The sequence below is a fragment of the Nocardia sp. NPDC019395 genome (assembly GCF_040632335.1).
Classification (GTDB): Bacteria; Actinomycetota; Actinomycetes; order Mycobacteriales; family Mycobacteriaceae; genus Nocardia.
On record NZ_JBEYBT010000020.1, the window covers coordinates 1 to 25054 of the forward strand.

Annotated in this window: 24 protein-coding genes; 15 read left to right on the forward strand and 9 right to left on the reverse strand. The window is 67.3% G+C overall.

The genetic code is table 11. The features are described from left to right. Positions 1-161 precede the first annotated feature (161 nt). The 4 genes from tsf (at position 162) to ABZ827_RS27445 (ending at position 3969) form a co-directional block, all read left to right on the forward strand. Entirely contained in the window at positions 162-986 is an 825-nt protein-coding gene (gene tsf / locus ABZ827_RS27430) for a translation elongation factor Ts (RefSeq protein WP_357242532.1), read from the forward strand. A gap of 264 nt (positions 987-1250) precedes the next feature. Continuing rightward, positions 1251-1979: a UMP kinase gene (pyrH, locus tag ABZ827_RS27435; RefSeq protein ID WP_357242534.1), complete on the forward strand. Its 729-nt coding sequence runs from the start codon at positions 1251-1253 to the stop codon at positions 1977-1979. A 50-nt stretch (positions 1980-2029) separates the two neighbouring features. Further along, entirely contained in the window at positions 2030-2587 is a 558-nt protein-coding gene (frr, locus tag ABZ827_RS27440) for a ribosome recycling factor (RefSeq protein ID WP_357242537.1), read from the forward strand. A 464-nt stretch (positions 2588-3051) separates the two neighbouring features. Continuing rightward, complete coding sequence (locus ABZ827_RS27445; protein WP_357242750.1) at positions 3052-3969, forward strand: phosphatidate cytidylyltransferase; 918 nt, start codon at positions 3052-3054, stop codon at positions 3967-3969. 15 nt (positions 3970-3984) lie between these two features. Here the strand turns inward: ABZ827_RS27445 and ABZ827_RS27450 are convergent, their stop codons facing one another. After that, positions 3985-4377, reverse strand: coding sequence for a lipopolysaccharide assembly protein LapA domain-containing protein (locus ABZ827_RS27450; protein ID WP_357242540.1), 393 nt, complete (start codon positions 4375-4377; stop codon positions 3985-3987). A gap of 133 nt (positions 4378-4510) precedes the next feature. Between ABZ827_RS27450 and rlmN the strand changes: the two genes are divergently transcribed. Both rlmN and lhgO read left to right on the forward strand, forming a co-directional pair. Continuing rightward, on the forward strand, positions 4511-5620 hold the full coding sequence (gene rlmN, locus ABZ827_RS27455) for a 23S rRNA (adenine(2503)-C(2))-methyltransferase RlmN (protein ID WP_357242543.1): 1110 nt from the start codon (positions 4511-4513) through the stop codon (positions 5618-5620). Positions 5621-5637: 17 nt separating this feature from the next. Beyond that, a complete protein-coding gene (gene lhgO, locus ABZ827_RS27460; protein ID WP_357242546.1) occupies positions 5638-6849 on the forward strand; it encodes an L-2-hydroxyglutarate oxidase in 1212 nt (403 codons plus the stop codon). Between the two features lie 59 nt (positions 6850-6908). Here the strand turns inward: lhgO and ABZ827_RS27465 are convergent, their stop codons facing one another. Both ABZ827_RS27465 and dxr read right to left on the reverse strand, forming a co-directional pair. Next, positions 6909-8111 (reverse strand): M50 family metallopeptidase, encoded by a 1203-nt coding sequence (locus tag ABZ827_RS27465; protein ID WP_357242550.1) that lies wholly within the window; start codon positions 8109-8111, stop codon positions 6909-6911. 125 nt (positions 8112-8236) lie between these two features. Further along, positions 8237-9376, reverse strand: coding sequence for a 1-deoxy-D-xylulose-5-phosphate reductoisomerase (dxr, locus tag ABZ827_RS27470; RefSeq protein WP_357242553.1), 1140 nt, complete (start codon positions 9374-9376; stop codon positions 8237-8239). Positions 9377-9471: 95 nt separating this feature from the next. Between dxr and ABZ827_RS27475 the strand changes: the two genes are divergently transcribed. The 4 genes from ABZ827_RS27475 to ABZ827_RS27490 all read left to right on the forward strand — a co-directional run bounded on the left by ABZ827_RS27475 (position 9472) and on the right by ABZ827_RS27490 (position 13901). Then, the gene (locus tag ABZ827_RS27475; RefSeq protein WP_357242556.1) at positions 9472-9735 is read left to right on the forward strand and encodes a DUF2631 domain-containing protein; all 264 of its coding nucleotides are present in this window, start codon (positions 9472-9474) and stop codon (positions 9733-9735) included. Positions 9736-9904: 169 nt separating this feature from the next. After that, positions 9905-11062 carry a flavodoxin-dependent (E)-4-hydroxy-3-methylbut-2-enyl-diphosphate synthase gene (gene ispG, locus ABZ827_RS27480; RefSeq protein ID WP_357242559.1) on the forward strand — a complete coding sequence of 386 codons (1158 nt, stop codon included), beginning with the start codon at positions 9905-9907 and terminating at the stop codon, positions 11060-11062. A gap of 124 nt (positions 11063-11186) precedes the next feature. After that, the gene (locus tag ABZ827_RS27485; protein WP_357242562.1) at positions 11187-12050 is read left to right on the forward strand and encodes a GNAT family N-acetyltransferase; all 864 of its coding nucleotides are present in this window, start codon (positions 11187-11189) and stop codon (positions 12048-12050) included. A gap of 63 nt (positions 12051-12113) precedes the next feature. Next, a complete protein-coding gene (locus tag ABZ827_RS27490; protein ID WP_357242565.1) occupies positions 12114-13901 on the forward strand; it encodes a penicillin-binding transpeptidase domain-containing protein in 1788 nt (595 codons plus the stop codon). A gap of 19 nt (positions 13902-13920) precedes the next feature. Here the strand turns inward: ABZ827_RS27490 and ABZ827_RS27495 are convergent, their stop codons facing one another. The 6 genes from ABZ827_RS27495 to ABZ827_RS27520 all read right to left on the reverse strand — a co-directional run bounded on the left by ABZ827_RS27495 (position 13921) and on the right by ABZ827_RS27520 (position 19698). Then, positions 13921-14133 (reverse strand): hypothetical protein, encoded by a 213-nt coding sequence (locus ABZ827_RS27495; protein ID WP_357242568.1) that lies wholly within the window; start codon positions 14131-14133, stop codon positions 13921-13923. Between the two features lie 216 nt (positions 14134-14349). After that, positions 14350-14847: a peroxynitrite isomerase gene (locus tag ABZ827_RS27500; RefSeq protein ID WP_357242571.1), complete on the reverse strand. Its 498-nt coding sequence runs from the start codon at positions 14845-14847 to the stop codon at positions 14350-14352. A 75-nt stretch (positions 14848-14922) separates the two neighbouring features. Continuing rightward, a complete protein-coding gene (locus ABZ827_RS27505; protein ID WP_357242574.1) occupies positions 14923-15450 on the reverse strand; it encodes a hypothetical protein in 528 nt (175 codons plus the stop codon). Between the two features lie 95 nt (positions 15451-15545). Then, complete coding sequence (locus ABZ827_RS27510) at positions 15546-16931, reverse strand: APC family permease (RefSeq protein ID WP_357242577.1); 1386 nt, start codon at positions 16929-16931, stop codon at positions 15546-15548. Positions 16932-17049: 118 nt separating this feature from the next. Further along, entirely contained in the window at positions 17050-17910 is an 861-nt protein-coding gene (locus ABZ827_RS27515; RefSeq protein ID WP_357242580.1) for a helix-turn-helix transcriptional regulator, read from the reverse strand. Positions 17911-18060: 150 nt separating this feature from the next. Next, a complete protein-coding gene (locus ABZ827_RS27520; RefSeq protein ID WP_357242583.1) occupies positions 18061-19698 on the reverse strand; it encodes a class I adenylate-forming enzyme family protein in 1638 nt (545 codons plus the stop codon). A gap of 693 nt (positions 19699-20391) precedes the next feature. On the opposite strand from ABZ827_RS27520, the gene ABZ827_RS27525 reads away from it, so the two are divergent. From ABZ827_RS27525 to ABZ827_RS27545, 5 genes are all read left to right on the forward strand, one after another. After that, on the forward strand, positions 20392-20835 hold the full coding sequence (locus tag ABZ827_RS27525; RefSeq protein ID WP_357242587.1) for a DUF4254 domain-containing protein: 444 nt from the start codon (positions 20392-20394) through the stop codon (positions 20833-20835). Between the two features lie 165 nt (positions 20836-21000). After that, entirely contained in the window at positions 21001-21768 is a 768-nt protein-coding gene (locus ABZ827_RS27530; protein WP_357242590.1) for a GntR family transcriptional regulator, read from the forward strand. An 81-nt stretch (positions 21769-21849) separates the two neighbouring features. Continuing rightward, positions 21850-22713, forward strand: a complete 864-nt coding sequence (gene map / locus ABZ827_RS27535; protein WP_357242593.1) for a type I methionyl aminopeptidase — start codon at positions 21850-21852, stop codon at positions 22711-22713. Next, positions 22710-24383 carry a cobyric acid synthase gene (locus ABZ827_RS27540; RefSeq protein WP_357242595.1) on the forward strand — a complete coding sequence of 558 codons (1674 nt, stop codon included), beginning with the start codon at positions 22710-22712 and terminating at the stop codon, positions 24381-24383. The genes map and ABZ827_RS27540 overlap by 4 nt, the downstream gene beginning before the upstream one ends. Positions 24384-24490: 107 nt before the next feature. Continuing rightward, positions 24491-25054, forward strand: coding sequence for an alpha/beta hydrolase (locus ABZ827_RS27545; protein WP_357242598.1), 564 nt, complete (start codon positions 24491-24493; stop codon positions 25052-25054).

Below are 25054 nucleotides of genomic sequence, written 5' to 3' on the forward strand. Positions count from 1 at the left end.
CCGCTCGTCTCCGACCTCCCCGGTTGGGGGGCCGCCCGGCCGGGGGGGTTCTAGCGGTGGCCGCCCCCTACCCCTTATTCCCCGCCGTGGTTCTCCCCCCCCCCCCGGCGCCCCCCCCCCGCTGACCGGTACCTGACTTTCTCGAAGGAGGCTCGCCACCGATGGCGAACTACACTGCCGCTGACGTGAAGCGGCTGCGGGAGCTCACCGGCTCCGGAATGATGGACTGCAAGAACGCGCTGGTCGAAACCGAAGGCGATTTCGACAAGGCCGTGGAACTGCTGCGCATCAAGGGCGCCAAGGATGTCGGCAAGCGGGCCGAGCGCACCACCGCCGAAGGCCTGGTCATCGCCAAGGACGGCGTGATGGTCGAGATCAACTCCGAAACCGACTTCGTCGCCAAGAACGCCGAATTCCAGGAGCTGGCGGACCAGATCGTCACCGCCGCCGCGGCCGCCAAACCGGCCGATGTGGCGGCGCTCGAGGCCGTCGATCTCGGTGGCAAGACCGTCGGCGAGGCGCTGCAGGCACTGGCCGCCAAGATCGGCGAGAAGCTGGAACTGCGTCGCGTGGTGTCCCTGGACGGACCGGTCGCCACCTACCTGCACAAGCGGGCGTCGGATCTGCCGCCGGCCGTCGGCGTGCTGGTCGAGTACTCCGGTTCCGGCGATGCGGCTGCCGAGGCCGCCCGTGGCGCCGCGATGCAGGTCGCCGCGCTCAAGGCAAAATACGTCACCCGCGACGAGGTCCCCGCCGATCTCGTCGAGAACGAGCGCCGGATCGCGGAGCAGACCGCCCGCGAAGAAGGTAAGCCGGAAGCCGCGCTGCCGAAGATCACCGAGGGGCGCGTCAACGGTTTCTTCAAGGATGTCGTACTGCTGGAACAGCCGTCGGTCACCGATAACAAGAAGACCGTGAAGGCTCTGCTGGACGAAGCCGGTGTCACCGTCACCAAGTTCGCCCGGTTCGAGGTCGGACAGGCCTGACCGTTTCGCGTAAACCCCCGTCGTATGCACTGCGACGGGGGTTTCGTGCTGAGCAGGGGGCGGTTTCCCAGCATCGGCCGCCCCCTCGTACCGGCGCCGAGCGGAGTAGGGCAGGATAGAGGCCGCCTTGTGTTGGCCCCTGCCACGTCGCCGCGCGCCGCGCCCGGGCCAGTCGGAAGCGGGCGGTACCGGTTCCCCGGCGGCCGCCGCAACCACGATTACGACTCACGTAGCACCGCCGATCGCCGAAGGAGACGCCGACCCATGACGCACCCCCGGACCGACCGCCCAGGATATGGCCGGGTACTGCTGAAACTGGGTGGTGAGATGTTCGGTGGCGGCACAGTGGGTCTGGATCCCGATATGGTGCAGACAGTCGCGGAGCAGATCGCCGAGGTCGTGTCGACCGGCGTGCAGGTCGCCGTGGTGATCGGTGGCGGCAACTTCTTCCGTGGCGCGGAGCTGGAGGAGCGCGGTCTCGAACGTGCCAGGTCCGACTACATGGGAATGCTCGGTACGGTCATGAACAGCCTCGCGCTGCAGGATTTCCTGCAGAAGCAGGGCGTCGACACCCGGGTGCAGACCGCCATCACGATGGGGCAGGTCGCCGAACCCTATCTTCCGTTGCGCGCCAAGCGACATCTGGAGAAGGGCCGCGTGGTGATCTTCGGCGCGGGTATGGGCATGCCGTACTTCTCGACCGACACCACCGCCGCGCAGCGTGCCCTGGAGATCGGTGCCGAGGTGGTACTGATGGCCAAGGCTGTCGACGGCGTGTTCGACGCGGACCCGCGGCTGCACCCGGACGCCACCATGTTCCAGGAGATCACGCACAAGGAAGCGATCGAACGCGATCTGAAGGTCGCCGATTCGACGGCGTTCAGTTTGTGCATGGACAACCAGATGCCGATGCTGGTGTTCAATTTGTTGACCAAGGGCAATATCGCCCGGGCGGTGGCCGGTGAGAAGATCGGCACATTGGTTCGATCCTGATACCGCGGGCCCGCGGGTCATGACGATGACGACGCAGTGGAGGAACGGTCGTGATTGAAGAAGCGCTCTTCGACGCCGAGGAGAAGATGGAGAAAGCCGTCTCGGTGGCGAAGGACGACCTCGGCGGCATCCGAACCGGGCGCGCGAACCCGGGGATGTTCGCCCGGGTCGTGGTGGACTATTACGGGTCGCCGACCCCGATCACCCAGATGTCGAGTATTTCGGTCCCGGAGCCGCGGATGGTGGTGGTCAAACCGTACGAGCAGGCACAGCTGGGCCCGATCGAGACCGCGATCCGCAACTCCGACCTGGGGGTGAATCCGACCAACAACGGCGACATCCTACGGATCTCCATCCCGCAACTCACCGAGGAACGGCGTCGCGAACTGGTCAAACAGGCCAAGCAGAAGGGCGAGGACGCCAAGGTCTCGATCCGCAATGTGCGCCGTAAGGCCATGGAGGAGCTGGGCCGGATCCAGAAGGACGGCGAGGCCGGCGAGGACGAGGTCGGACGGGCCGAGAAGGAGCTCGACAAGACCACGGCCAGATATGTCGGGCAGATCGACGAACTGGTGAAACACAAGGAATCCGAACTGCTCGAGGTCTGACCGGCGATCTCGGATGTACCCGCCCGCGCGGCGGTGGTGTACTTTGCGCAGGCGCGTCGGGTGACGTGGATCGCGCATAGGGTCCGGGACGGTACGAGCGGTAGGTGCTGTCCGGATCACGGTGTCACAGCGACACCGGCTCGGCGTCCAGCGGACCACGGGGTCCCTGGTTTGACGCACAATGAGAACAGCGGAGCGGAGCTACGCCCGCTTCGGGTGGGAACGAACGGAACGACGACGAGTTGAGCGACGGGACAATCGTGGCCGAGAAAGCCGCCGCGACCGGTGCGGCCCGACCGCAGCCGCCGGCCGAGGGCAGATCCGAATCGACACCGGCAGGGGCCGGTGCGCCGCCGGACGCCGCATCGGCCGGGGCGTCCGCGGGCGCTGTGCCCGCCGGGCCGGGTGCGGATGCCGCGTCCGCCGGGGCTTCCACGGAGGCTGCGCCGGCCGGGTCGTCGGCGGTGTCCGGACCCGGCGGTACGGCGGGGAGCGCTGAGCCGGCCGGAAACCCGGGAGGCGCGGTACCCACCGGAGCGCCCGCGGAGGCCGCGCCGCGGCGGTCCCGTGCGGGGCGGAATCTCCCCGCGGCATTGGCCGTCGGCCTGACCCTCGGGGTGTCGCTCATCGCGATCCTGCTGTTCGTACCGAAGGTTTTCATCGGTGTGGCCGGCGTCGCGGTCGGCATCGCCACCTGGGAGGTGGCCAAACGGCTCCGTGAGGCCGATGTGCTGGTACCCCGGACGCCGCTGATCGTCGGCGGTCAGGCGGTCTTCTGGCTGGGCTGGCCGTTCGGCGCGGGTGGGGTGACCGGCGCGTTCGCGGCGACGGCGCTGGCCTGCATGGTGTGGCGGCTGTTCGACCACGGCCTGCACACCGCCCCGCGCAACTTCCTGCGCGATACCGCGATCACGGTGTTCACCCTGGCCTGGATTCCGCTGCTGGCCTCGTTCGCGGTACTGCTCCTGCTGGAGGATCCGGACGGCAACCTGCGGGTGCTGACCTTCATGATCCTGGTCGTATGTTCCGATGTGGGCGGCTATGTGGCGGGCGTGCTGTTCGGCCGCCACCCCATGGTGCCGTCGATCAGCCCGAAGAAATCCTGGGAGGGCTTCTGCGGATCGCTGGTGTTCGCGATCATCGGCGGCCTGCTCACCGTCACGCTGCTGCTGGAAGCCAACTCGATGATCGGCGTTGTGCTCGGTGTGGGCCTGGTGGTGATCGCGACCCTGGGCGATCTGATCGAATCGCAGATCAAACGGGAATTGGGCATCAAGGATATGGGCACGATGCTGCCCGGGCACGGCGGCATCATGGACCGGCTCGATTCCATGTTGCCGTCGGCCTTCGTGTCCTGGCTGGTTCTCAGCACCCTCGTCTGAGACCCCGCCGGCCGATCACTCCTTGTGCACCGCGCGGCGCAACTGAACGATCCGGACACCTCCCACCAGTGCCATCACCAGGGCGCCCGCGATCACGGACAGCAGGATCGTCACGCCCAGCGGCAGCGAGAAGCTCCAGAAGAGCATCTCGACGTCCGCGTCCTGCGAGTTCTGGATGATGAATATGAGCAGGACGATGCCGAGGATCGCCGCGATGATCAACGCGATCCAGGTATTGCCGACTCGGGATTTGCCCACGTCCTTGCCGCGGCTTCCCCGCGCGGCTGCTTTCCGTCCGGGAGCAGCGGGTGCCGGTTTGCCACCGGTGGGCTCGGCGGGCCGCCCGGTCGGTGGCACGGAGCCCGGCACCGCACCGGTCTCGGGGGTTCGATCATCTGAGGTCGCCATATGTCGATGATTGCCGACAGCTATCGCCGGTGCACGGATTTCCGGTCCGCTCGTCGATCGCGTCGCCTCGACAGCGCCCGGTAGGACGGCTTGTCGCTGGTCACATCGAGCGAGATGCCACACTGGTAGGACTATGACCGCCCCCTTGCCCTTGGTTTTCGACGCACCCCGCCGCGGGATGCCGCCCCGCCACCTCGCCGATCTCGATGCCGAGGGGCGTCGCGCGGCCATGACGGAACTGGGTCTGCCCAAGTTCCGGGCCGACCAGATCGCCCGCCAGTACTACGGCCGGCTTCAGGCCGATCCCGCCGAGATGACCGATCTGCCCGCAGCCGTGCGCGACACAGTCGCCGAATCGCTTTTCCCGCCCCTGCTGACCCCTGTCCGGCATATCACCTGCGATGCCGGGGAGACCCGCAAGACGCTGTGGCGCGCCGGCGACGGAACGCTGCTGGAGAGCGTCCTTATGCGGTACCCCGATCGCGCCACCCTGTGCATTTCCAGCCAGGCCGGCTGCGGTATGGCCTGCCCGTTCTGTGCCACCGGCCAGGGCGGACTGAACCGCAACCTGTCCACCGCCGAGATCGTCGACCAGGTTCGTGCCGCCGCCGCCGATCTGCGCGACGGCGCGGTACCGGGCGGGGCCGGCCGGCTGTCGAATATCGTCTTCATGGGTATGGGGGAGCCGCTGGCCAACTACAAACGAGTGGTGAACGCGGTCCGCCGCATCACCTCGCCCGCGCCGGACGGCCTCGGGATCTCGCAACGCAATGTGGTGGTATCGACGGTGGGTCTCGCCCCGGCCATCCGCAAACTCGCCGACGAGGATCTCTCGGTGACACTGGCCGTATCTCTGCACACCCCCGACGACGAACTCCGCGACACCCTGGTCCCGGTGAACAACCGCTGGCCGGTATCCGAGGTCCTCGACGCGGCCCGCTATTACGCCGATAAATCCGGTCGCCGCGTATCCATCGAATACGCGCTGATCCGCGATATCAACGATCAGCCGTGGCGAGCGGACATGCTCGGCGCGAAACTGCACAAAGCGCTCGGCGCGCGCGTACACGTGAACGTGATCCCGCTGAATCCGACCCCGGGCAGCAAATGGGATGCCAGCCCGAAACCTGTCGAACGCGAGTTCGTGCGCCGAGTCGAAGCACAGGGCGTGCCGTGCACTGTCCGCGATACCCGGGGCCAGGAGATCGCCGCGGCGTGCGGACAGCTCGCGGCCGAGGGCTGAGCGGATCGGAGCGAGGTATGGCCGACCGGGTGGTCGCTGTGGTCGGTGCGGGGATTCTGGGTCTGGCGGTGGCCCGGGAGATCGGCCGCCGGCGTCCCGGGGACCGGGTTGTGGTGCTGGAGAAGGAAGACCGCGTGGCGGTGCACCAGACCGGGCACAACTCCGGAGTGGTGCACGCCGGGATCTATTACCAACCGGGCAGCTTGAAAGCGGTGCTGTGCGCGCGGGGGCGGTCGATGTTGCGCGACTACTGCGCCGAGCGGGAACTGCCGTACGAGGAATGCGGCAAGCTCGTCATCGCGGTGGATACCGGGGAAGTGGCGCGTCTGGACGCCCTCGAGGCACGGGCGGGAGATAACGCGGTACCGGGGCTGCGGCGGGTGGATTCCGCGGGAATTCGCGATATCGAACCCTTCGCCGAAGGAGTGGCGGCGCTGTACTCGCCGCGTACCGCGATCACCGATTTCCGCCGCGTCGCCGAGGCCTTCGCGGCGGACGTGGTCGCGGCAGGCGGTGAGGTCCGGACATCGTGCCCGGTCGACCGGATCACCCGCACCGCCTCGGGCGTCGAGATCGGTACCGGTGCGGAGGTTCTGCGCGCGGACAGGGTCGTTCTCTGTGCCGGCTTGCACGCCGATACCGTCGCGGGGATGGCGGGAGCCGAACCCGGTCCGCGCATAGTCCCTTTCCGTGGCGAGTACATGAATGTGGTGCCGGCGAAAAGGGATCTGGTGCGCGGGCTCGTGTACCCCGTCCCGGACCCCCGGTACCCGTTCCTGGGTGTGCATTTCACGCGGCGGGTGTCCGGGACCGTCGAGGTGGGGCCGAACGCGGTCCTGGCGTTCGCGCGGGAGGGCTACCGGCGAACCCGTTTCGTACCACGGGATATGGCGAAAACCCTGGGCTGGCCGGGCTTTCGGCGGATGGCGCGAGAACATTGGCGTACGGGGCTGGAGGAGATGTACGGCTCGGTCTCGATCAGCGCGTATATGCGCAAGGCGCAGCGATATATTCCGGAGATCGGCGCGGCGGATGTGGTGCGCGCGGGCGCGGGTGTCCGGGCGCAGGCGCTCGACGCCGACGGCACCCTGGTCGACGATTTCCGGATCGACCGGCTCGGGCCGGTCACCGCTGTGCGCAACGCGCCGTCGCCCGCCGCGACCTCGTCGCTCGCGATTGCCGAATACATTGCCGATGTGCTCGACGGGAAAGACGTGACCACGCCCTGAGCGGGCTGTCGCGCTTCCTCGCGCTCGCACCGTTCAGATAGTGCTCGGGTGCGAACCGGTCAGGGGAAGAGATTGATCGGGTTGATGATATCGGCGGCGAGGGTGAGCAGCATGTACGCGCCGCCGATGACCACCGCGACGTAGGTCAGCGGGAGTAGTTTCAGGTAGTCCACCGGAGCCCCGGGGGCGAGACCCTTCCAGCCGCGGAAGGTGTTGCGGATCTTCTCGTACAGGACGACGGCGATATGGCCGCCGTCGAGCGGTAGCAGCGGCAGGATATTGAACGCCCCGAGGAAGAAATTCAAACTCGCCAGGACGAGGATGAACATATTCCAGTAGCCGCGTTCGGCGGTTTCGCCGCCGATCTTGCTGGCGCCGTACACGCTGACCGGCGTTTCCGGATCGCGTTCACCGCCGGTCACCGCGTCCCACAGTGCGACTACCTTCGCCGGCATCTGCGCCAGCGATTCGACGGTGCGCACGAACATATCCCCGGTGAACGCCGCCGAGGCGGGTATCGCGGCGAGGACGCCGTACTGGACCGGTTCGTAGAACTCCTGACCGACACCGACCACGCTGACTTCGCGGCCCGGTCCGCCTTCGCTGGGATAGCGCATCGTCTTCTCCGGGACCACCTCGACATCCATCGTCTGCCCGTCGCGTTCGATGGTGTAGGCGAAGGGACCGTCCTGCTGCTGAGTCAGCAGCTGGAAATCCTTCCAGGTATCCACGGACTCACCGTCGACCGCGGTCACCACATCGCCGCGTTGCAGACCTGCGCGCTGCGCGGGACCCTCCCCGGTGCAGGTGCCGACTGTGCCGTCGGGGTTCTGGGGTGCGACGCAGCTCATCTCGCCGAGGGTGGTCTCCGGCGGCTGGTTCAGGTTGGGCAGGCCCCAGCCGACGGCCAGCACCACGATAAGGATGAAACCGAGCAGGAAATTCATCCCGATCCCGCCCGACATCACCACCAGGCGTTTCCAGGTCGCCTGGCGGTACATGGCACGGTCGACTTCCTCGGGTTCGAGTTCATCGAGTGCGGTCATACCCGCGATATCGCAGAAACCACCGAGCGGAATCCATTTGACCCCGTATTCGGTTTCCCCGCGCCGGAACGAGAAGATCTTCGGGCCGAAGCCGATGAAGTACCGGCGCACCTTCATCCCGGTGGCCTGCGCGGTCCACATATGCCCGCATTCGTGCAGTGCGATCGAAATCGTGATGCCGAGGGCGAACAGCACGAACCCCAACACGAACAGCATGTGGTCTACAGCCCTCCTGCGATGCGCAGATCATTACTCCCGGCCCGCACGGAGACCGGAGCGGCCGCGAGCACGTGTCCACAGTAACCGCCCGGGTGCCGGGCCTCGACCATCTGGGACATGGATTACCGGCGGATCATGGTGCGAGCGTGGTCACGGGCCCATTCGTCGGCCGCGAGCACTTCGGCGAGTTCGCCGGGTTCGGCGCGCCACTGCCCGGCGTCGCGGACCGCTCGCGCCACGGTGCGCACGATCTCCGGGAAGCGGATCCGGCCGTCGAGGAATGCCTGGACCGCGACCTCGTTGGCCGCGTTGTACACGGCGGTCACGCAACCGCCGGCGGTACCGGCCTCCCGGGCGAGTTCCACCGCCGGGAACACCGCGTCGTCGACGGGTTCGAAGGTCCAGGTGGCCGCGGTGCCGAAATCGCACGGTACGGCCGCGCCGGGTACCCGCTCCGGCCAGCCCAGCGCCAGTGCGATGGGCAGTTTCATATCGGGCGGACTGGCCTGTGCCAGAGTCGAGCCGTCGGTGAAGGTGACCATGGAGTGCACGATCGACTGCGGGTGCACGGTCACGTCGATCCGGTCGTAGGGGATCCCGAACAGCAGATGGGTCTCGATCAGTTCCAGGCCCTTGTTCACCAGGGACGCGGAGTTCAACGTGTTCATCGGCCCCATGGACCAGGTGGGATGGGTTTTCGCCTCGGCCGGGTTCACCCCGTCCAGCATCTCGGTGGTCCAGCCCCGGAAGGGCCCACCGGAGGCGGTGAGGATCAGTTTGCCGACCTCTTCGGCGCGGCCGCCGCGCAGGCATTGCGCCAGTGCCGAATGCTCCGAATCGACCGGCACGATCTGGCCGGGCCGGGCCGCACGGGTGACCAGCGATCCACCCGCCACCAGCGATTCCTTGTTAGCCAGTGCCAGCGTGGCGCCCGATTCCAGCGTCGCCAGCGTGGGCTCCAGCCCGAGCGAGCCGACGAGCGCGTTGAGCACCACATCCGCCTCGGTGCTGCGCACCAGTTCGGTCGCAGCGCCCGCGCCCGCGAACGGAACCCCGAGCTCGGCCGCGGCGGCGGGATCCGCGACCGCGACATTGGTCGTCCCGGTCGCGGCCATCTGCGCCGCCAGCAGGTCGGTGTTCCCACCGCCCGCGGCCAGCCCGACGATCTCGAATCTGTCCGGGTTGGCGGCGATCACCTCGAGCGCCTGGGTGCCGATGGACCCGGTGCTGCCGAGCAGGAGGACTCTGCGGAGATCTGACACCCGCCCATTGTCACCGACCGTGCCCCTACTGGCTACGACGGGCGGTCGTATGCCACGATATCGGGCAGTATCCGTTCTCTCGAGGAGGAGCGATCGTGGCCGCCACGGACGTCGAACCCGCCACTGACCAGCACGTCACCAAGGTGGACCCCGCAGAGGTTCCGTCCGCGGCCTGGGGCTGGAGCGGTGAATCGCGCAAAACCTTCCGGGTGGCCGCGGTGGTCGTGATCATCGCGCTGCTCGGCATGCTGATCGGCAACCATTCCGGTGATGTCGAGAACCTCTACCTGATCGGATTCGCGGCAGCGCTCGCCGGAATTCTCATCTACGACGTGATCTATCGCCGCAAACCACGCTGACCTGTGTGTTCACCGATAGCGCCTACCGTGCCGGACGTTACCCGGGTTACCCGCGGGTGACATTCGGGTGCTGGTCGCCGGTGTAGTCCATGTCTCGGCGGCACCCCGCCGCGGCACGACTAGACTCGGCACCGACCGGCCGGACCAGTACGAAAGTAGGCAGCCGAAAGTGACCAGCACAGTCGGATTGGGGATGCCGACCGCACCCGTCGAGGTACTCGCGCCGCGGCGCAAGACCCGTCAATTGATGGTGGGTGGTGTCGGTGTGGGCAGTGACCACCCGATCTCGGTGCAGTCGATGACGACGACCAAAACGCACGATGTGAACGCGACGTTGCAGCAGATCGCGGAGCTCACCGCATCGGGCTGCGATATCGTGCGGGTGGCCTGCCCTCGGCAGGAAGATGCCGACGCGCTACCCACGATCGCGAAGAAATCCCAGATCCCGGTGATCGCCGATATCCATTTCCAGCCGCGCTATATTTTCGCCGCGATCGACGCGGGTTGTGCGGCGGTGCGGGTGAACCCGGGCAATATCAAGGAATTCGACGGCCGGGTGGCGGAGGTCGCGAAGGCGGCCGGTGCCGCGGGTATCCCGATCCGGATCGGTGTGAACGCCGGTTCCCTCGATAAGCGGATGATGGCCAAGTACGGCAAGGCCACCCCGGAGGCGCTGGTGGAATCGGCGCTGTGGGAGGCGAGCCTGTTCGAGGAACACGGGTTCGGCGATATCAAGATCTCGGTCAAGCACAACGACCCGGTGGTGATGGTCGAGGCGTATCGGCAGCTCGCCGCGCAGTCCGACTATCCGCTGCACCTGGGTGTCACCGAGGCCGGTCCGGCGTTCCAGGGCACCGTGAAATCCGCGGTCGCGTTCGGTGCCCTGCTGAGCGAGGGGATCGGCGACACCATCCGGGTTTCGCTGTCGGCGCCACCGGCCGAGGAGGTCAAGGTGGGCGGGCAGATCCTGCAGTCGCTGAATCTGCGTCCCCGGAAACTCGAGATCGTGTCCTGTCCGTCCTGCGGGCGCGCGCAGGTCGACGTGTACACCCTGGCCAACGAGGTCACCGCGGGCCTGGACGGTTTGGAGGTACCGTTGCGTGTCGCCGTGATGGGATGCGTGGTGAATGGCCCGGGTGAGGCCCGCGAGGCCGATCTCGGTGTTGCTTCGGGGAACGGGAAAGGTCAGATCTTCGTGAAGGGTGAGGTCGTCAAGACGGTGCCCGAAGCGCAGATCGTGGAGACCCTCATCGAGGAAGCCATGCGGATCGCCGAGGAGATGGGTGAGGACGCCGGGACCGGAGAACCGGTCGTCAGCGTGGGCTGACCGAGCCGGGACAACTGCTCGCGGCCGCCGCGGGCAGTTGTCCGCTGTCGCGGCTCGCCCGCGGCAACGCACGCTTTCGGGATATCCGTATCGCTCGGCCCCGGTTCATGGCAGGCTGTACTAGGTGCGGAGTCTGCTGGAGCCGACCCGGCGTGCGAAATACGTCCCCGCGCGCCAGCTCGCGAAGCGGGACCTGGGACAGGTGCTCAGGGTGCTCGACGACGATCCGGTGGCTGCCTGTATGGTCGCCGCCCGGCTACAGGATTACGGTCTGGACAACCGGTGCGGTCAAGGTGAGCTGTGGAGTCACGGCGGCCCGGCCGAATCGCTGTGTTTCTCCGGAGTGAACCTGATTCCGCTGCGCGGTGATCGTGAGGCGATACGGGCCTTCGCCGACCGTGCCATTCGCTGGCCGCGGATGTGCTCCTCGGTGGTGGGGCGCCGCGAGCTCGCGCTCCCACTATGGGAAATGCTCGCCGACCACTGGGGCCCGGAGCGTGAGCTGCGCGGGAGTCAGCCGCTGCTGGCGCTCACCGGCACCGCAATTATCGCGGCCGATCAGGAGGTCCGTCAGGTCCGGCTCGACGAGCTGGACCGTTACCTTGCCGCCGCTATCGCCATGTTCATCGAAGAGGTCGGGGTGGATCCACGGGCCGGCGACGGCGGCCGTGGCTATCGTCGCCGGGTCGCGGGGCTGATCGAGTCCGGCCGGGCCTGGGCCCGGTTCGTCGACGGCGAGGTCGTGTACAAGGCGGAGGTCGGGGCGATGTCCCGGCGCACCGGGCAGATCCAGGGCGTCTGGGTACATCCGGATCATCGCGGGCAGGGCCTGGGAACCGCCGGCACGGCGGCCGTGGCGAATGCGGTGGTCGCCACCGGACGGACCGCGAGCCTGTACGTCAACGATTACAACGAGATCGCGCGGCGGGCCTACCGCGCGGTCGGGTTCCGGCAGGTCGCTACCTTCGCGACGGTACTGCTCGACTGAGTCGGGGCAGGATCCGGTGCGCCGCAGGTGATCACCGGCATCGGGTCGCTACCATCAGCCTCGATGACGTTCCGTCCGGTACTCGTAATCGCGGTCGCGGTGCTCGCATTCGCCACGACCGCGTGTATCGCTGGTTCGCAGGGCCCGATCACCGCCGCCGACGCTTTTCTGCGGGATTTCGCCGCCCGGGATCTCACGGCCGCCGCCGATCATACGACCCGTCCGGAAAACGCCCTTCCCGCACTCACTTCCGTATGGGAAGAGCTGGGTGCCGAGGAACTGAGCGCGCGATCCGGCGCCGCGCGGATCTCCGGGGATACCGCCACCGTCGACTACACCTACGAATGGCGGCTGGCGGGCGCGCGCAATTGGTCCTATACCGGACAATTGCCACTCGTCCGCAGCGGTGGCGCCTGGGTCGTCCGCTGGAGCGCGGCCGCCGTCCATCCCCGGCTCGGTGATACCCAGACGATGGCGTTATCGGTGCGCCCGGCCCCGGGTGCCCGGGTGAACGAGCAGTCCGGTAGCGATGTGCTGGTTCCGGGCACGGTATCTCGGGTGACCTTCGATGCCGCCGGGAGCGGGGATCCGGAGCGGGTGGCGACCGAGGTCTCCCGGGCGGTGAGCGGAATCGACGAACGTCTGACTCCGCAGCGGATCCTCGAGTCCGCGCGCGGGGCCGAGGGGCCGTACACGGTGATCGTGCTGAACGAAACGGAGTTCGGCCGGGCCGGACCGCGGCTGATCGGGCTGCCCGGTGTGCGGGTGACGCAGGAATGGGATCTGACACCGGTCGACCGGTCGTTCGCGCCCGATCTGATGACCCAGGTGCGGCAGGCGGTGATCGGCGAGGTGGACGGCCGGGCGGGCTGGCGGGTGGTGACCCGCAACGCGGGCGGTGCGGAGACCGGAGTGCTGCACGAGGTGGCGGCCCGGCCCGCGCCGTCGTTCACACTGAGTGTGGATCGACAGATCCAGAACGCGGCCCAGCGCGCGGTCGACGGGCGCCGGGAGCAAACCATGATGGTGGTGATCGAACCGTCCACCGGTGGAATTCTCGCGGTCGCGCAGAACCCGGCCGCCGATCGCGACGGGCCGGTCGCCACCATCGGGCAGTATCCGCCGGGGTCGGTGTTCAAAACGGTGACCGCCGCCGCCGCGATATCGGCGGGCGTAGCCACGCCGGACACCGTCGTGGCCTGCCCGAGTGCGATCACCATCGGGGAGCGGATGATCCCGAATTACAACGATTTCACCATCGGGAACGTCCCCATGTCGACCGCTTATGCGCGGTCCTGCAATACTTCGTTCGCCAAGTTGTCCAGTGAATTGCCGGCCGAGGCGCTTTCGGAGACGGCGGCCGAATTCGGGATCGGTCCCGATTACTCGGTGGTCGGATTACCCACCTATTCGGGTTCGGTACCCGTTTCCGAGGACCGTATACAGCGGACCGAGGACGGAATCGGGCAGGGCCGGGTTGTGGTGAGCCCGTTCGGTATGGCATTGACGGCCGCGGCGATCGCCCACGGCAGTGCGCCGACGCCGTATCTGATCGCCGGCCGGGAAACAGTGGTGGACGGACAGCGCCCGGTGCCGGCTGCGGAAGTCGTGCGTGGACTCCGGGCGATGATGCGCGAGGTGGTGCTGACCGGAACCGCCAACCGCATCGCCGACCAGGGCGAGGTGTTCGGCAAGACCGGCGAGGCGGAGGTGGCCGGGGGCTCCCATTCTTGGTTCGTCGGCTACCGCGGTGACCTCGCATTCGCAACGTTGCTGGTCAAAGGTGGTAGCTCGGATAATGCCGTCGCGGTGACCCGCGATATGCTGGCCGCTCTGCCGGAGGGCTATTGACGTGCCGCTCGAACCGCGGTCACGGTCCGACAGCCGCGGTGCCGGGTCCGGTCTCCGCGCGGTGACCGGTATCGGTACTCACCGGATCGCTGACGCGGGCGGGGGCGACCACCGAGATGGTGCGGTCGGAGACCGGGGCCGACGTGGCGGTATCCGTGCCGAGGATTTCGACGACTCCGGTGCCGCCGAGAATCAATCCGGCGGTGATGAGAGCAACGGTGGAACGCTTCATTTTCCGGCTCCCTCCGATTCAGAGGTTCGACAGATAGCGAGCTCGGTTGGCACCTGCGCGACCGGGCTCTGCTGAAGAGTTATCTGATGATTTGCTGTTCAGGCCAACCTAAGCCGGAATTGCGTATCGAGACAAGATGGAAAGCAACGGAAAATCGGCGATGCGCAAATCGTGACCCGCGCCCTCGAAATTCGTGACGACTTCGTTATGCCCAGTTCAGATCTTATGCAGGCTCGCTGCCAGGTGATCCTGTAAGGGCAGGCCCACGGCGCCCATCTGCAGTGTGTAGTCGATGACCCCACCGTGCATATGGATGGTCCGGCTGAGCGCTGTCACCGATTTGGCGGTGCTGCTCAGACCGACCGAGGTGGATTCCAGTTCCAGCCGGATCTCCTCGTCGGCGAGGGTGAGCTTCCCTTCGCAGATCTCGGTGATACCGGTGGGATGCGACAGGATCAGCTCCACCCGGTCGGGGCCGGGACAGCGCAGATAGCCGGTCTCCACGTGCAGCGGGCGGTTGTCGTCCGCGTGCCGGGTGCGCTGCCGGTAGGTCAGGAACGGGCGGCCGATATGGCCGAAGGTGATCTCCTCCAGATAGCCGAACGGCTCGATGGTGGGATAGTCACCCTGTCCGGAGCCGCGCCAAGTTCCCAGTAGTCCTGCCAGGGACGCGATAGCGGGGTGCGGGGCAGCGGGTGTCTGCGGTTCGGCCACGGCCCACAAGCGTAGACCCTCCACGGTGGCCGGTGACACCTATCCCGTCATCCGCGCGCGCCACCGCGGCCGTGCCTACCTGTTCTTGCGGCGGCCGAACGGCCAGAACGAACGAGTGCGGCGCCGCGGCAGTGCCGCGTACACCATCGTCATCTCGGCGAATACGCCCGCATCGCGTTCGCGGTCGGCGCCGAAATCGTCCCGGCCGAGGATCTGGGTGATCGAGCCCGGGGCGATCGTCGCCAGCGCGTCCAGGAGCGAGGCATTGAGAGCACCCAGCGAGATCCGGGTGATATCGGCGTCCTCCGAGCCCGGGCCGCCGTGGCCGAGCAGCATATGGCCGATGGCGTGCAGCACGATATGGTCGGCGTTGCGGCCGGATGCCGCGGCGTCGTAGACAACGATGTCGTCGTTCTTGCGTGCGATCCACAGACCGTTGCCGTTGCATCCCAGATCGGCCAGGGCCGACCGGTGCGCAGGCTGTAGTGATATCGGCCGCTTCCGGTACGCGGCCACCTCGGCGAGGTAGGTGTTGAGATCCCACGGGCTGGGTAGGGGCACCGACCCAGCCGCATCGCCGAATCTGGCGTCCATGCTTGTCATCGGCGAATACGTTACCGATCGCGGGGGCGCTCGTCACTTCAGCGAATTCCGGTCCGCTCCCGGTCGGCCCGCGTTGCGCCCCACCGGGACTGCGGCTAGATATCGGCCCCGGGCCCCAGCGGTCCGACATTGTGCGGTTTGTTCCACAACGCGGTGAGCGCCCACAGGACGACACCCACGGCGAGCAGGACACCGGCGATCGCGTACTGCTGGGGATTGCGGTCGGTGAACGGCGTGGCCAGGTACGCACAGCACACCGCGCCGAGTACGGGCAGCGGTGTCGGGGTGCGGAAATGGTGATGGCCCACCCGGTCGCGACGCAACACCAGTACCGCGATGTTGACAATGGTGAACACCACGAGCAGCAGTAGCGCGGTCGTACCACCGAGCTCGGGTACCTCGCCCACGAGCAACAGCAGCCCGAAGGCCAGCAGAGTGGTGAAGATGATCGCGATATACGGCGTGCGCCGGGTCGGATGCACTCGGCCCAATGAGCGTGGGACGACCTTGTGCTTGGCCATTCCGTAGAGGAGCCGGCTCGCCATGAGCATATTGATCAGCGCCGAATTGGCGACCGCGAACATGGTGATGAAGGCGAAGATCTGGGTCGGGAAACCGGGTGCGCCGATCTCCACGACCTGCAGCAGTGGGGTATCGCCTTCGGACAGTTTCTCCGTGGGCACCAGCGCCACCGCGGTGATCGATACCAGCACGTAGATGGCCCCGGTGATCAACAGCCCGGTGAGCAGGATCTTCGGGAAGATCCGGCTGGGTTCCTTGGTCTCCTCGGCCATGTTCACCGAATCCTCGAAACCGACCATCGCGTAGAAGGCGAGCGTTGTCGCGGCGATCACCCCGCCGAAGGCGGAACGGTCTCCGGTATCGAATTCGACGATCCGGCCGAAATCACCGTTACCGAAACCGAGTGCCCACAGGCCGATACAGATCACGATCAGCAGACCGGACAGTTCGACACAGGTGAGCAGGACGTTGACCTTCACACTCTCGCCGACACCGCGCAGGTTGATCGCCGCGACCAAGGTCATGAAGGCCAACGCGATGAGGGTGAGCACAAGAGGTTTCGCGCCGTCGAATTCGAAGGCTTCGGCGAAGTTCGACGCGAATGCTTTGGCCGCGGTGGCGGCGGAGGTGATACCGGAACTCATCACCGCGAACGTGACCATGAAGGTCAGGAAATGAATGCCGAAGGCTTTGTGCGTATAGAGGGCCGCACCCGCAGCCTGCGGATATTTGGTGACCAGTTCCAGATAGCTGAGACCGGTGATCATGGCGACCCCGAAGGCGACCAGGAACGGCACCCACACCGCCCCGCCGACCTCACCGGCGACCCGCCCCGTGAGGGCGTAGATACCGGTGCCGAGAATATCGCCGACAATGAACAGCAGGAGTAACCAGGGGCCGATGACCCGTTTGAGTTCGGGCTGCTGCTCCGGATCGGTCCGGGCGGTGACGTCTGCCAAGGTCCCCTCATCTCTCCGCGACGGACGGTAAGAACGGTGATCGGACAGTTTCGCTCTGTATATACCCGCTATCCCGCCGGGGAATTCATGCCCCGGGTTGTTCGCGCGTGTTCCGGTGTCAGCTCATGGATTCGGCCGCGTCGGCGATAACCGTCGCGGAATCGCGGGGGCTGAGCGCCATCGCGCGCAACTGGTCGAACATCACGCCGAACCGCCGGATCTCGGAATGCCCTTCGATCAGCGCATCGCCGGAAATACCCTCGACATAGACCAATTCGGGGTCGGTGGGGTCCGGGAAATCGAGAAGGGTGAAGGATCCGGCCATACCGGGGTGCGCACCCGCGTCGAAGGGCAGGATCTGCAATATCACGTTCTTGCGCTTGGTCGCCTCGCCCAGGCGTCGTAACTGGCCACTCATGACTTCGGGGCCGCCGACCACACGGCGGATGGCCGCCTCGTCCAGGACGACCCATAGTTCGAGTGGTTCGTCCTTGGCCAGTACAGCGGCCCGGTCCATCCGGGCCCGCGCCCGGCGTTCCAGGTCGGAGGCTTCCAGCTTCGGCATACAGGTATCGATCACCGCCGTGGCGTACTGCTCGGTCTGCAGCAGGCCGGGGATGAACGAAGTCTGATAGTGCCGGGCCGACAGTGCCACGGATTCGAAATTGATATAGGCGGCGTAGACCTCGGACAGGCTGGCTTCGTAGGGCCGTGACATCCCGGGTTTCTGCGCGTCCGAGAGCAGTTCCAGGGCCTCCTGGCGCCGCACCGGCTCGACACCGTAGAGGTCCAGCATCGTCATCAGGGTGCGGCGCTGCGGGCGGGCCTGGGCGGTCTCGATGCGGTACAGGGTGGTCACGTTGATCCCGGTACGGGCGCTGACCTCTTCCTTGCTCAGTTCGGCGTCTTCACGCATCTCCAGCAGCAACACCGAGAGCCGGCGCAAACCCGCCGTGAGGACGGTGCGTTTGCCTGCCATGTCATCCCTTTCGCCCAGCTCAGTGTGCGGCGTGCGGCCCCGCGGGTTCCCGGCCGGCCACGCGCCCTGTGGTGCCACAATAACGAGCGGCGCAGATCGATGTGATAGGCAGTGCATGCGATGCGTGCGAGCCCGGCCGGGAGGCTGTTCTCACAGCGAGATCTCCCGGCGCAGCACTTTACCGGTCGCATTACGCGGCAACGGTTCGGCGGTGAGAGTCCAGCGTTCGGGAACCTTGTAATAAGCGAGCCGGCGCGCGGTGAAGTCCCGGAGTTCGTCGGCGGTGACCACCGCCGGGTCCCGGACGACCACCACGGCGGCGACGCGCTGGCCGAGTTCGTCGTCGGGGATCCCGAGCACCGCCGTTTCCCGTACCGCGGGGTGCTCGTCGAGGACGTTCTCTATTTCGGTCGGATAGACGTTCTCCCCACCGCGCAGGATGAGATCGCTACGGCGGCCTGCCATTCGCAGCCGCCCATCCCGCAGGATGCCGAAATCGCCGGTGCGCAACCAGCGTTCGCCGTCGATTGCAGCGGCAGTGGCTGCCTCGTCCCGCCAGTAGCCGAGCATGACGTAGGGACTGCGGATCCAGATCTCGCCTTCCGTACCGTCGGGAACCGGAGTACCCGCGGGGTCACGAATCTCGACCGCGACTCCCAGTATCGGGCGCCCGACGGTTTCCGGATCGGCCGCGAGTTCGGCGGGCGTGGCGACGGTCGCGGCGGTACCGCTTTCGGTGAGGCCGTAACTGGTGGTCAGCGCGATCCCGGTATCGGGCATCCGGTCGCGCAGGCGCTGCTGGAAGGCGGGGGAGGAGGGCGCGGCATTGAGCGACAGCGAGGCGAGAGCGGACAGGTCGTAGCCGGACGGATCGTGTTCCAGCAGCCGGGCCGCGAGTGTCGGTACCGCGCCCCAGTTGGTGACCCGTTCGCGCGCCATCAGGTCCAGTACTCTCTCCGCGTCGAAGGCGCCGGTGTGCACGATGACGGCGGCGCCGGTGGCGAGCCGGGGAATCGCGAGATTGTGCAGGCTGGCGATATGGAACAGGGGTGAGGTCAACAGGAACCGCTTCTCGCTGGGTTCGCGGTGGCCGGCCGGCCCGGCGGTCAGGGCGTCGGTGTAGCGGTGGTAGTCGGTGACGGCGATCAGGTTCCGGTGCGTATGCACGACACCTTTGGGCCGGCCGGTGGTGCCGCTCGTATACAGGACCACGGCCGGGTCGTCCTCGCCGACCGGTACCACCGGGGCCTTACCGCGGTAGCCGGAGATGAGCCGGGGCAGGTCCTCGGTCATGCTGATCACCGGTACGCCGGTATCGGTGATCAGCGGGGCGCGCCGCTCGTCGGCGACCACCACCGCCGGGGTGGTGTGCCCGATGCCGTAGGTCACCTCCGGCTCCGCCCACCACGCGTTGTAGGCGACCGCGACCGCGCCCAGGCATTGCGCCGCCCAGAAGGTGATCACCCATTCGGGAGTGTTCGCGGCCAGGATGCCCACTCGGTCGCCCGGGCCGACTCCGTATTTGCCGGCCAGTGCCAGCGCCAATGCCTCCGCCGCGTCCGCGTGCTCGGTGAACGAGATCCGGCGTTCGGCGGTGACCAGGTAGTCGCGTTCCCCCCAGGCCCGCGAGGCATCGAGCAGTTCGCGCAGCGAGTGCCGCCGGTGGCGCACCACCGGGATCCGGGCGCCCAGCACCTCCTCGGCCGCCATTTCGAACGACCCGCCCGGCCCGGTGAGTTCGGCGGCGAGGCGCGCGGCGGCGGCTCGGGGGTCGGCGGTATTGCTCATGGGGGTCCACATCCTGTCGACAGCTCTTCCGGAAATCCATACCTCATCGCCGGTGGCCGGCTCTGTTCGCCCGTCCCGATCGGTCGTGTCATCCGGTTCCGGCATGACGGCGCAAGGGGTATGAACGGCTCGGTACCGGCGATACCGGCCGACCCGGCAAACCGGAGGCAACCCTCATCGGCGGTTTCGGCCTGTCTCCGCCGCCCGCGGCGTAGGCGGGCGTCGGAGCGGAACGGAAAGCGTCCGCGGTGTGTTCGGGGCTTCGCGGTGGCGGGCCGGCGCCGCGACAGTGGGCTGGACGCGAACACCATAGGCGCAGGTACGGTCCCGGGGTGTGGCGCGGATATATCTCGGCACGGTTGCGATGTGGTCGCGTAACGCGTTGTCGGACCTGGTCCGGCCGTGTGGCGGGTATCGTTCGGCGCGGCGGGGATTCGGACCGCCGACGGGAACGGGCAAGGCGGGTACGCGTTTTCGGCGGGACCGCGGCGCGGTTCCGGGAGAAGGGTCGTTAGGCTTGCGCATGACGCTGTTCGCAACATTGCGTACCGAAGTATTGTGTTCTTGCATCTGTAAGAGCATGATCCAGCTAACCTTGTTGTGAACAACGATCCGATGTCCGGGATAACCGAATCGAGAGCCGATCATGTTGGTACGGAGTGTGATGGTGTCGGACGAGTCCGCGGGGTGCAGATGAGTGCGCCCACACTCGGGGCCCTGCCGACAGCGCCACAATTGCTGTGCGCTTTTCAGGGGCGGCGAATTCAGGAACGGGTGCTCCTACGGTTCGCGTACGCGCTCGTCGAACTCCACAAGCGCCGGGCGCATCTGCTGGACCTGGTCGAGATAGCCGAAATCGACGGTCGCCGAGGCGAACTCGTGAACGATATCAACGGCTGGATCATTCGGAAGATGCCGCAGCACCGCAACGGAGCCTCGCTGCACACCGAAAGCCTGGGCGCGGTGATCGACCGGATGGCGCACAGCTGGGTCGCGGCGAACCAGGCCATCGAGGCCGACGGCGTGCGCAGTGATCGCACTCATCGGCACTGGTATCACCTGGCCGAACTGGTGGACGGGTACACGGATTTGATCGCCGAGGTGGCCGGCGGCCGGCGTCGGCTACCGGTGCAGTAGCAGGGAGCCGCGGACGGTGGGTCGTTCAGCCCACTGAATGCGAACCCGCTCCCGGCGGGCTACCGGGCCACAACGAAATGTCGAATGGCCTAGACCCAACGGTGAGTCGGTGGCGAACCCTCGGTTAACGATCAGTGGTGCAGGTCAATTGGAGGTATTACTGCCATGACGCAGCTGAACAGCGTCGCCACAGTATCGGCGCGGGAAGACCTCCGGACGGAGGTACGGGCGCCGGCCGCTGTGGCTCTGTCGAAGGTCACTCGGGTACGCGCCGAAATCGATACGATGCTCGACGAGCTACGCCCCGGCGACCGGGTCCCCGCCGAACGTGAACTCGCGGGACGGTTCGGGGTCGCCCGGGAAACGGTCCGGCACGCCCTGCGCGACCTCGCGGTGGAGGGCCGCATCCGCCGGCAGGGCCGCGGAACGGTACTGGCCCGGCCGAAGGTCGTTCGCCCGCTCGCGCCCGGGGGCGCCGGTGAGGACACCGCCGGGGTGGTCCGCCGGCTCCTGTCCTGGGAGGACGGGGTCGCCGACGCCGAGGTCGCGGGCGACCTCGAATTGCCGCCGCAGACCCCGATCATGACCTTGGAACGGCTGCTCTTCGCCGATGGTGATCCGATCGCGCTGGAACGTATCGATTTATCGCTGGACCGTTTCGGTTGGCTGCGCGCGGGTTTCGATCCGCTCGGCTCGCTCACCGCGACGATCGGCGAATCCGGTGTGGAGTACGCGGGAGCTACCGAACGGATCGAAACCGTGCTCGCCGCGCCGCGGGAGGCCGGACTGCTCAGATGCCGCCCCGCTGTTCCGTTGTTCCGGGTGGTACGCCGCGGTATGGATACGGCCGGCCGGCCGATCGAACGAGTCGCCGCGCTCTACCGCGGTGACCGGGTCGCCTTCGAGGTCCGTACCGGCGGCCGGGGACGCTGAGCGGCCCGTCCCGCATGGCCCGGGTCCGCGCGGGGAAGTGTTCCCGGCGAACCGCCGGCCTGGGCCGACTAGTCTGAAACCATGTCCGTGCGTACCCGCCAGCCGCTGCTCCCCGGAACCCCCACCCCGATCCGTGAGGTTCCTCGTGCCATCGAACGCCCGGAGTACGTGTGGAAGAAAACAGCCCGGGAAGGGTCCGAGCCCTGGGTACAGACCCCCGAGACCATCGAGAAGATGCGGATCGCCGGGAAGATCGCGGCCCAGGCACTGGCCGAGGCCGGTAAGGCGGTGGCGCCCGGCGTCACCACCGACGAACTGGACCGGATCGCGCACGAGTACATGTGCGACCACGGAGCCTACCCTTCGACTCTCGGCTACAAGGGCTTCCCCAAATCGTGCTGCACCTCGCTCAATGAGGTGATCTGCCACGGGATTCCCGACAGCACCGTGATCGCCGACGGTGACATCGTCAATATCGACGTCACCGCCTTTATCCACGGTGTGCACGGCGATACCAACGCCACCTTCCTCGCCGGCGATGTCGACGAAGAGGTGAAATTGCTGGTGGAACGTACCGAGGAGGCCACCATGCGGGCCATCAAGGCGGTACGTCCCGGCCGCGCGCTCAATGTCATCGGCCGGGTGATCGAGTCCTACGCCAACCGCTTCGGCTACGGCGTGGTACGCGATTTCACCGGTCACGGGGTCGGGCCCACCTTCCACAGTGGTCTGGTGATCCTGCATTACGATCAGCCCGCGGTCGATGCCGTGATCGAACCGGGGATGACCTTCACCATCGAACCGATGATCAACCTGGGCGGGATCGATTACGAGATCTGGGACGACGGCTGGACCGTGGTCACCAAGGACCGGAAGTGGACGGCGCAGTTCGAGCACACCCTGGTCGTCACCGATAGCGGGACCGAAATCCTCACGCTGCCGTGAGCGGGCCCGGCGGGGCGCTGCTGGTCGCCGGCACCACCTCCGACGCGGGTAAGAGTGTGCTGGTGGCCGGGATCTGCCGGATGCTGGCCCGGCGTGGGGTCCGGGTGGCGCCGTTCAAGGCGCAGAATATGTCCAATAATTCGGTCGTCACCCTGGACGGTGGGGAGATCGGCCGGGCTCAGGCGTTGCAGGCGCAGGCCTGCGGCCTCGAACCGAGTATCCGGTTCAACCCGATCCTGCTGAAGCCCGGTAGCGACCGGCGTTCGCAACTCGTGGTGCGCGGCCGGGTCACCGATACGGTGGGCGCCGCCGACTATATGACCCACCGCGCCCGGCTGCGCGAGGTGGTGGCGGCCGACCTCGCGGCGTTGCGCGCCGAATTCGACGTGGTGATCTGCGAGGGCGCGGGGTCGCCCGCCGAGATCAACCTGCGGGCGACCGATCTGGCCAATATGGGTCTGGCGCGGGCGGCCGATCTGCCGGTGCTGGTGATCGGTGATATCGACCGCGGCGGGGTGCTGGCGCACCTCTTCGGCACCCTGGCCGTCCTGGAACCCGAAGATCAGCGGCTGATCGCCGGATTCGTGATCAACAAGTTCCGCGGTGATATCGGGCTGTTGCGTCCCGGCCTGGATCAGCTGGCGGCCCTGACCGGGCGCCCGACCTTCGGTGTGCTCCCGTTCCGGGACGATCTCTGGCTCGATGCCGAGGATTCGCTCGGTACCGTCGCCGGAGCCGCGGTCGGCCGCCCCGCCCCGCCGGTGGGCAGCGAATGGCTCACCGTGGCCGCGGTCCGGTTGCCCCGGATCTCCAACTCGACGGATGTGGAAGCACTCGCCTGCGAACCCGGTGTCGCGGTGCGCTGGGTGAGTGACCCGTCGCAGCTGGTGGACGCCGACCTGGTGGTCGTGCCCGGCAGCAAGGCCACCGTCGACGATCTGAACTGGTTGCGGCGCACCGGTATCGCGGAAGCGCTGAGCCGCCGGGCGGCCGTGGGCCGGCCGGTACTGGGGATCTGTGGCGGCTACCAGATGCTCGGGCGCCGGATCGTGGATCCGGTGGAATCCCGGGCGGGAGAGATCGACGGACTGGGTCTGCTGGATATGGATGTCGAGTTCGCCACGCGGAAAATTCTGTGCCGGACGGCGGCGGTGGGCGCGCCGGCGCGACCGGGCGTGGAGTTCGCGGGCACGGCGGGGATCGGTGCGACCGGCTATGAGATCCATCACGGCCGGGTCCGGCGAACCGCCGAGACGCCGTGGCTGCACATCACCGGACGGGCCGCGCCCGGGGCCGGGGTCGATATCGCCGGCGGACCGGGCGATACACCCTGCGGGACGGACGGTCCGGGCGAGGAACCGGCCGAGTCGGTCGCCGAAGGAAGTGTCCGTGGTGCTGTGTGGGGCACTCATCTGCACGGCCTCCTCGAAGCCGACGAATTCCGGCGAGCCTGGCTCGGTCAGGTCGCCCGGGCCGCCGGACGTACCGGTTTCACCGTCGCTCCCGGCACCCGGGTGGCGGCCGTCCGTGCAGCCCAGCTCGATCTGCTGGCCGATCTCGTTGCCGAGAATCTCGAATTCTCCCGGCTGGAGCGACTCCTGGCCGAGGGCGTTCCGGCCGGCTTGCCGACCGTCCGCTCGACCTTGGGGGCGTTGTCCGGGATCGGCTGAACCATCCCGGCAGCGATCGCCCGAGACCGCCGCGAGACCGGGCGACCGCTGCGCTGTTCCCGGGCAGTGACCCAAAGGTTCCGGTCCGCGGTGTAGCGTCAACCGGCATGGAATCTCGGCGCATCGAGGTCGGCGAGCAAGGCTGGTCGGTGCGGGTGGACGGTCCGGTGACCCAGCACTGTGTTCTGCTGCTGCCCGATTCCGGCGATCCGCCGGATGTCTACGACCGTGTGTGCGCGCGGCTGCACAGTTCCGATCTGCGGACCATCGTGTTCGAGAAGACCGAGGGTCTCGATCTCACGGCGGTGTACGCGGCGCTGGATGATCTCGGTGTGCCCTGGGCAAATGTCGCCGGGCGCGGTGCCGGTGCCAGTGTGGCGTGGCAGGTGTGCGCGAAGGGGTTCGGGCGGTTCGTCAGCCTGATCGTCGCTGATCGTGGGCATCCCGCGGTTCCGGACGGGACCGGTGCGGTACTGGATTCGGGATGCCCCGCGGTGGAACTGCCGACCACCGTCCTGGTGACCAAGAGCATGCCCCGGTCCGTCGCCGATACCTCCGGTCGTCATGTGTACGGCGAGTTCCGGGTGGTGGACCTCGACGTCGGGAATGTGGCCGCGGAAGCGGACCAGGAGTTCGCCACCGAGATCGTGCTCCGAACCAGTATGTGGTGA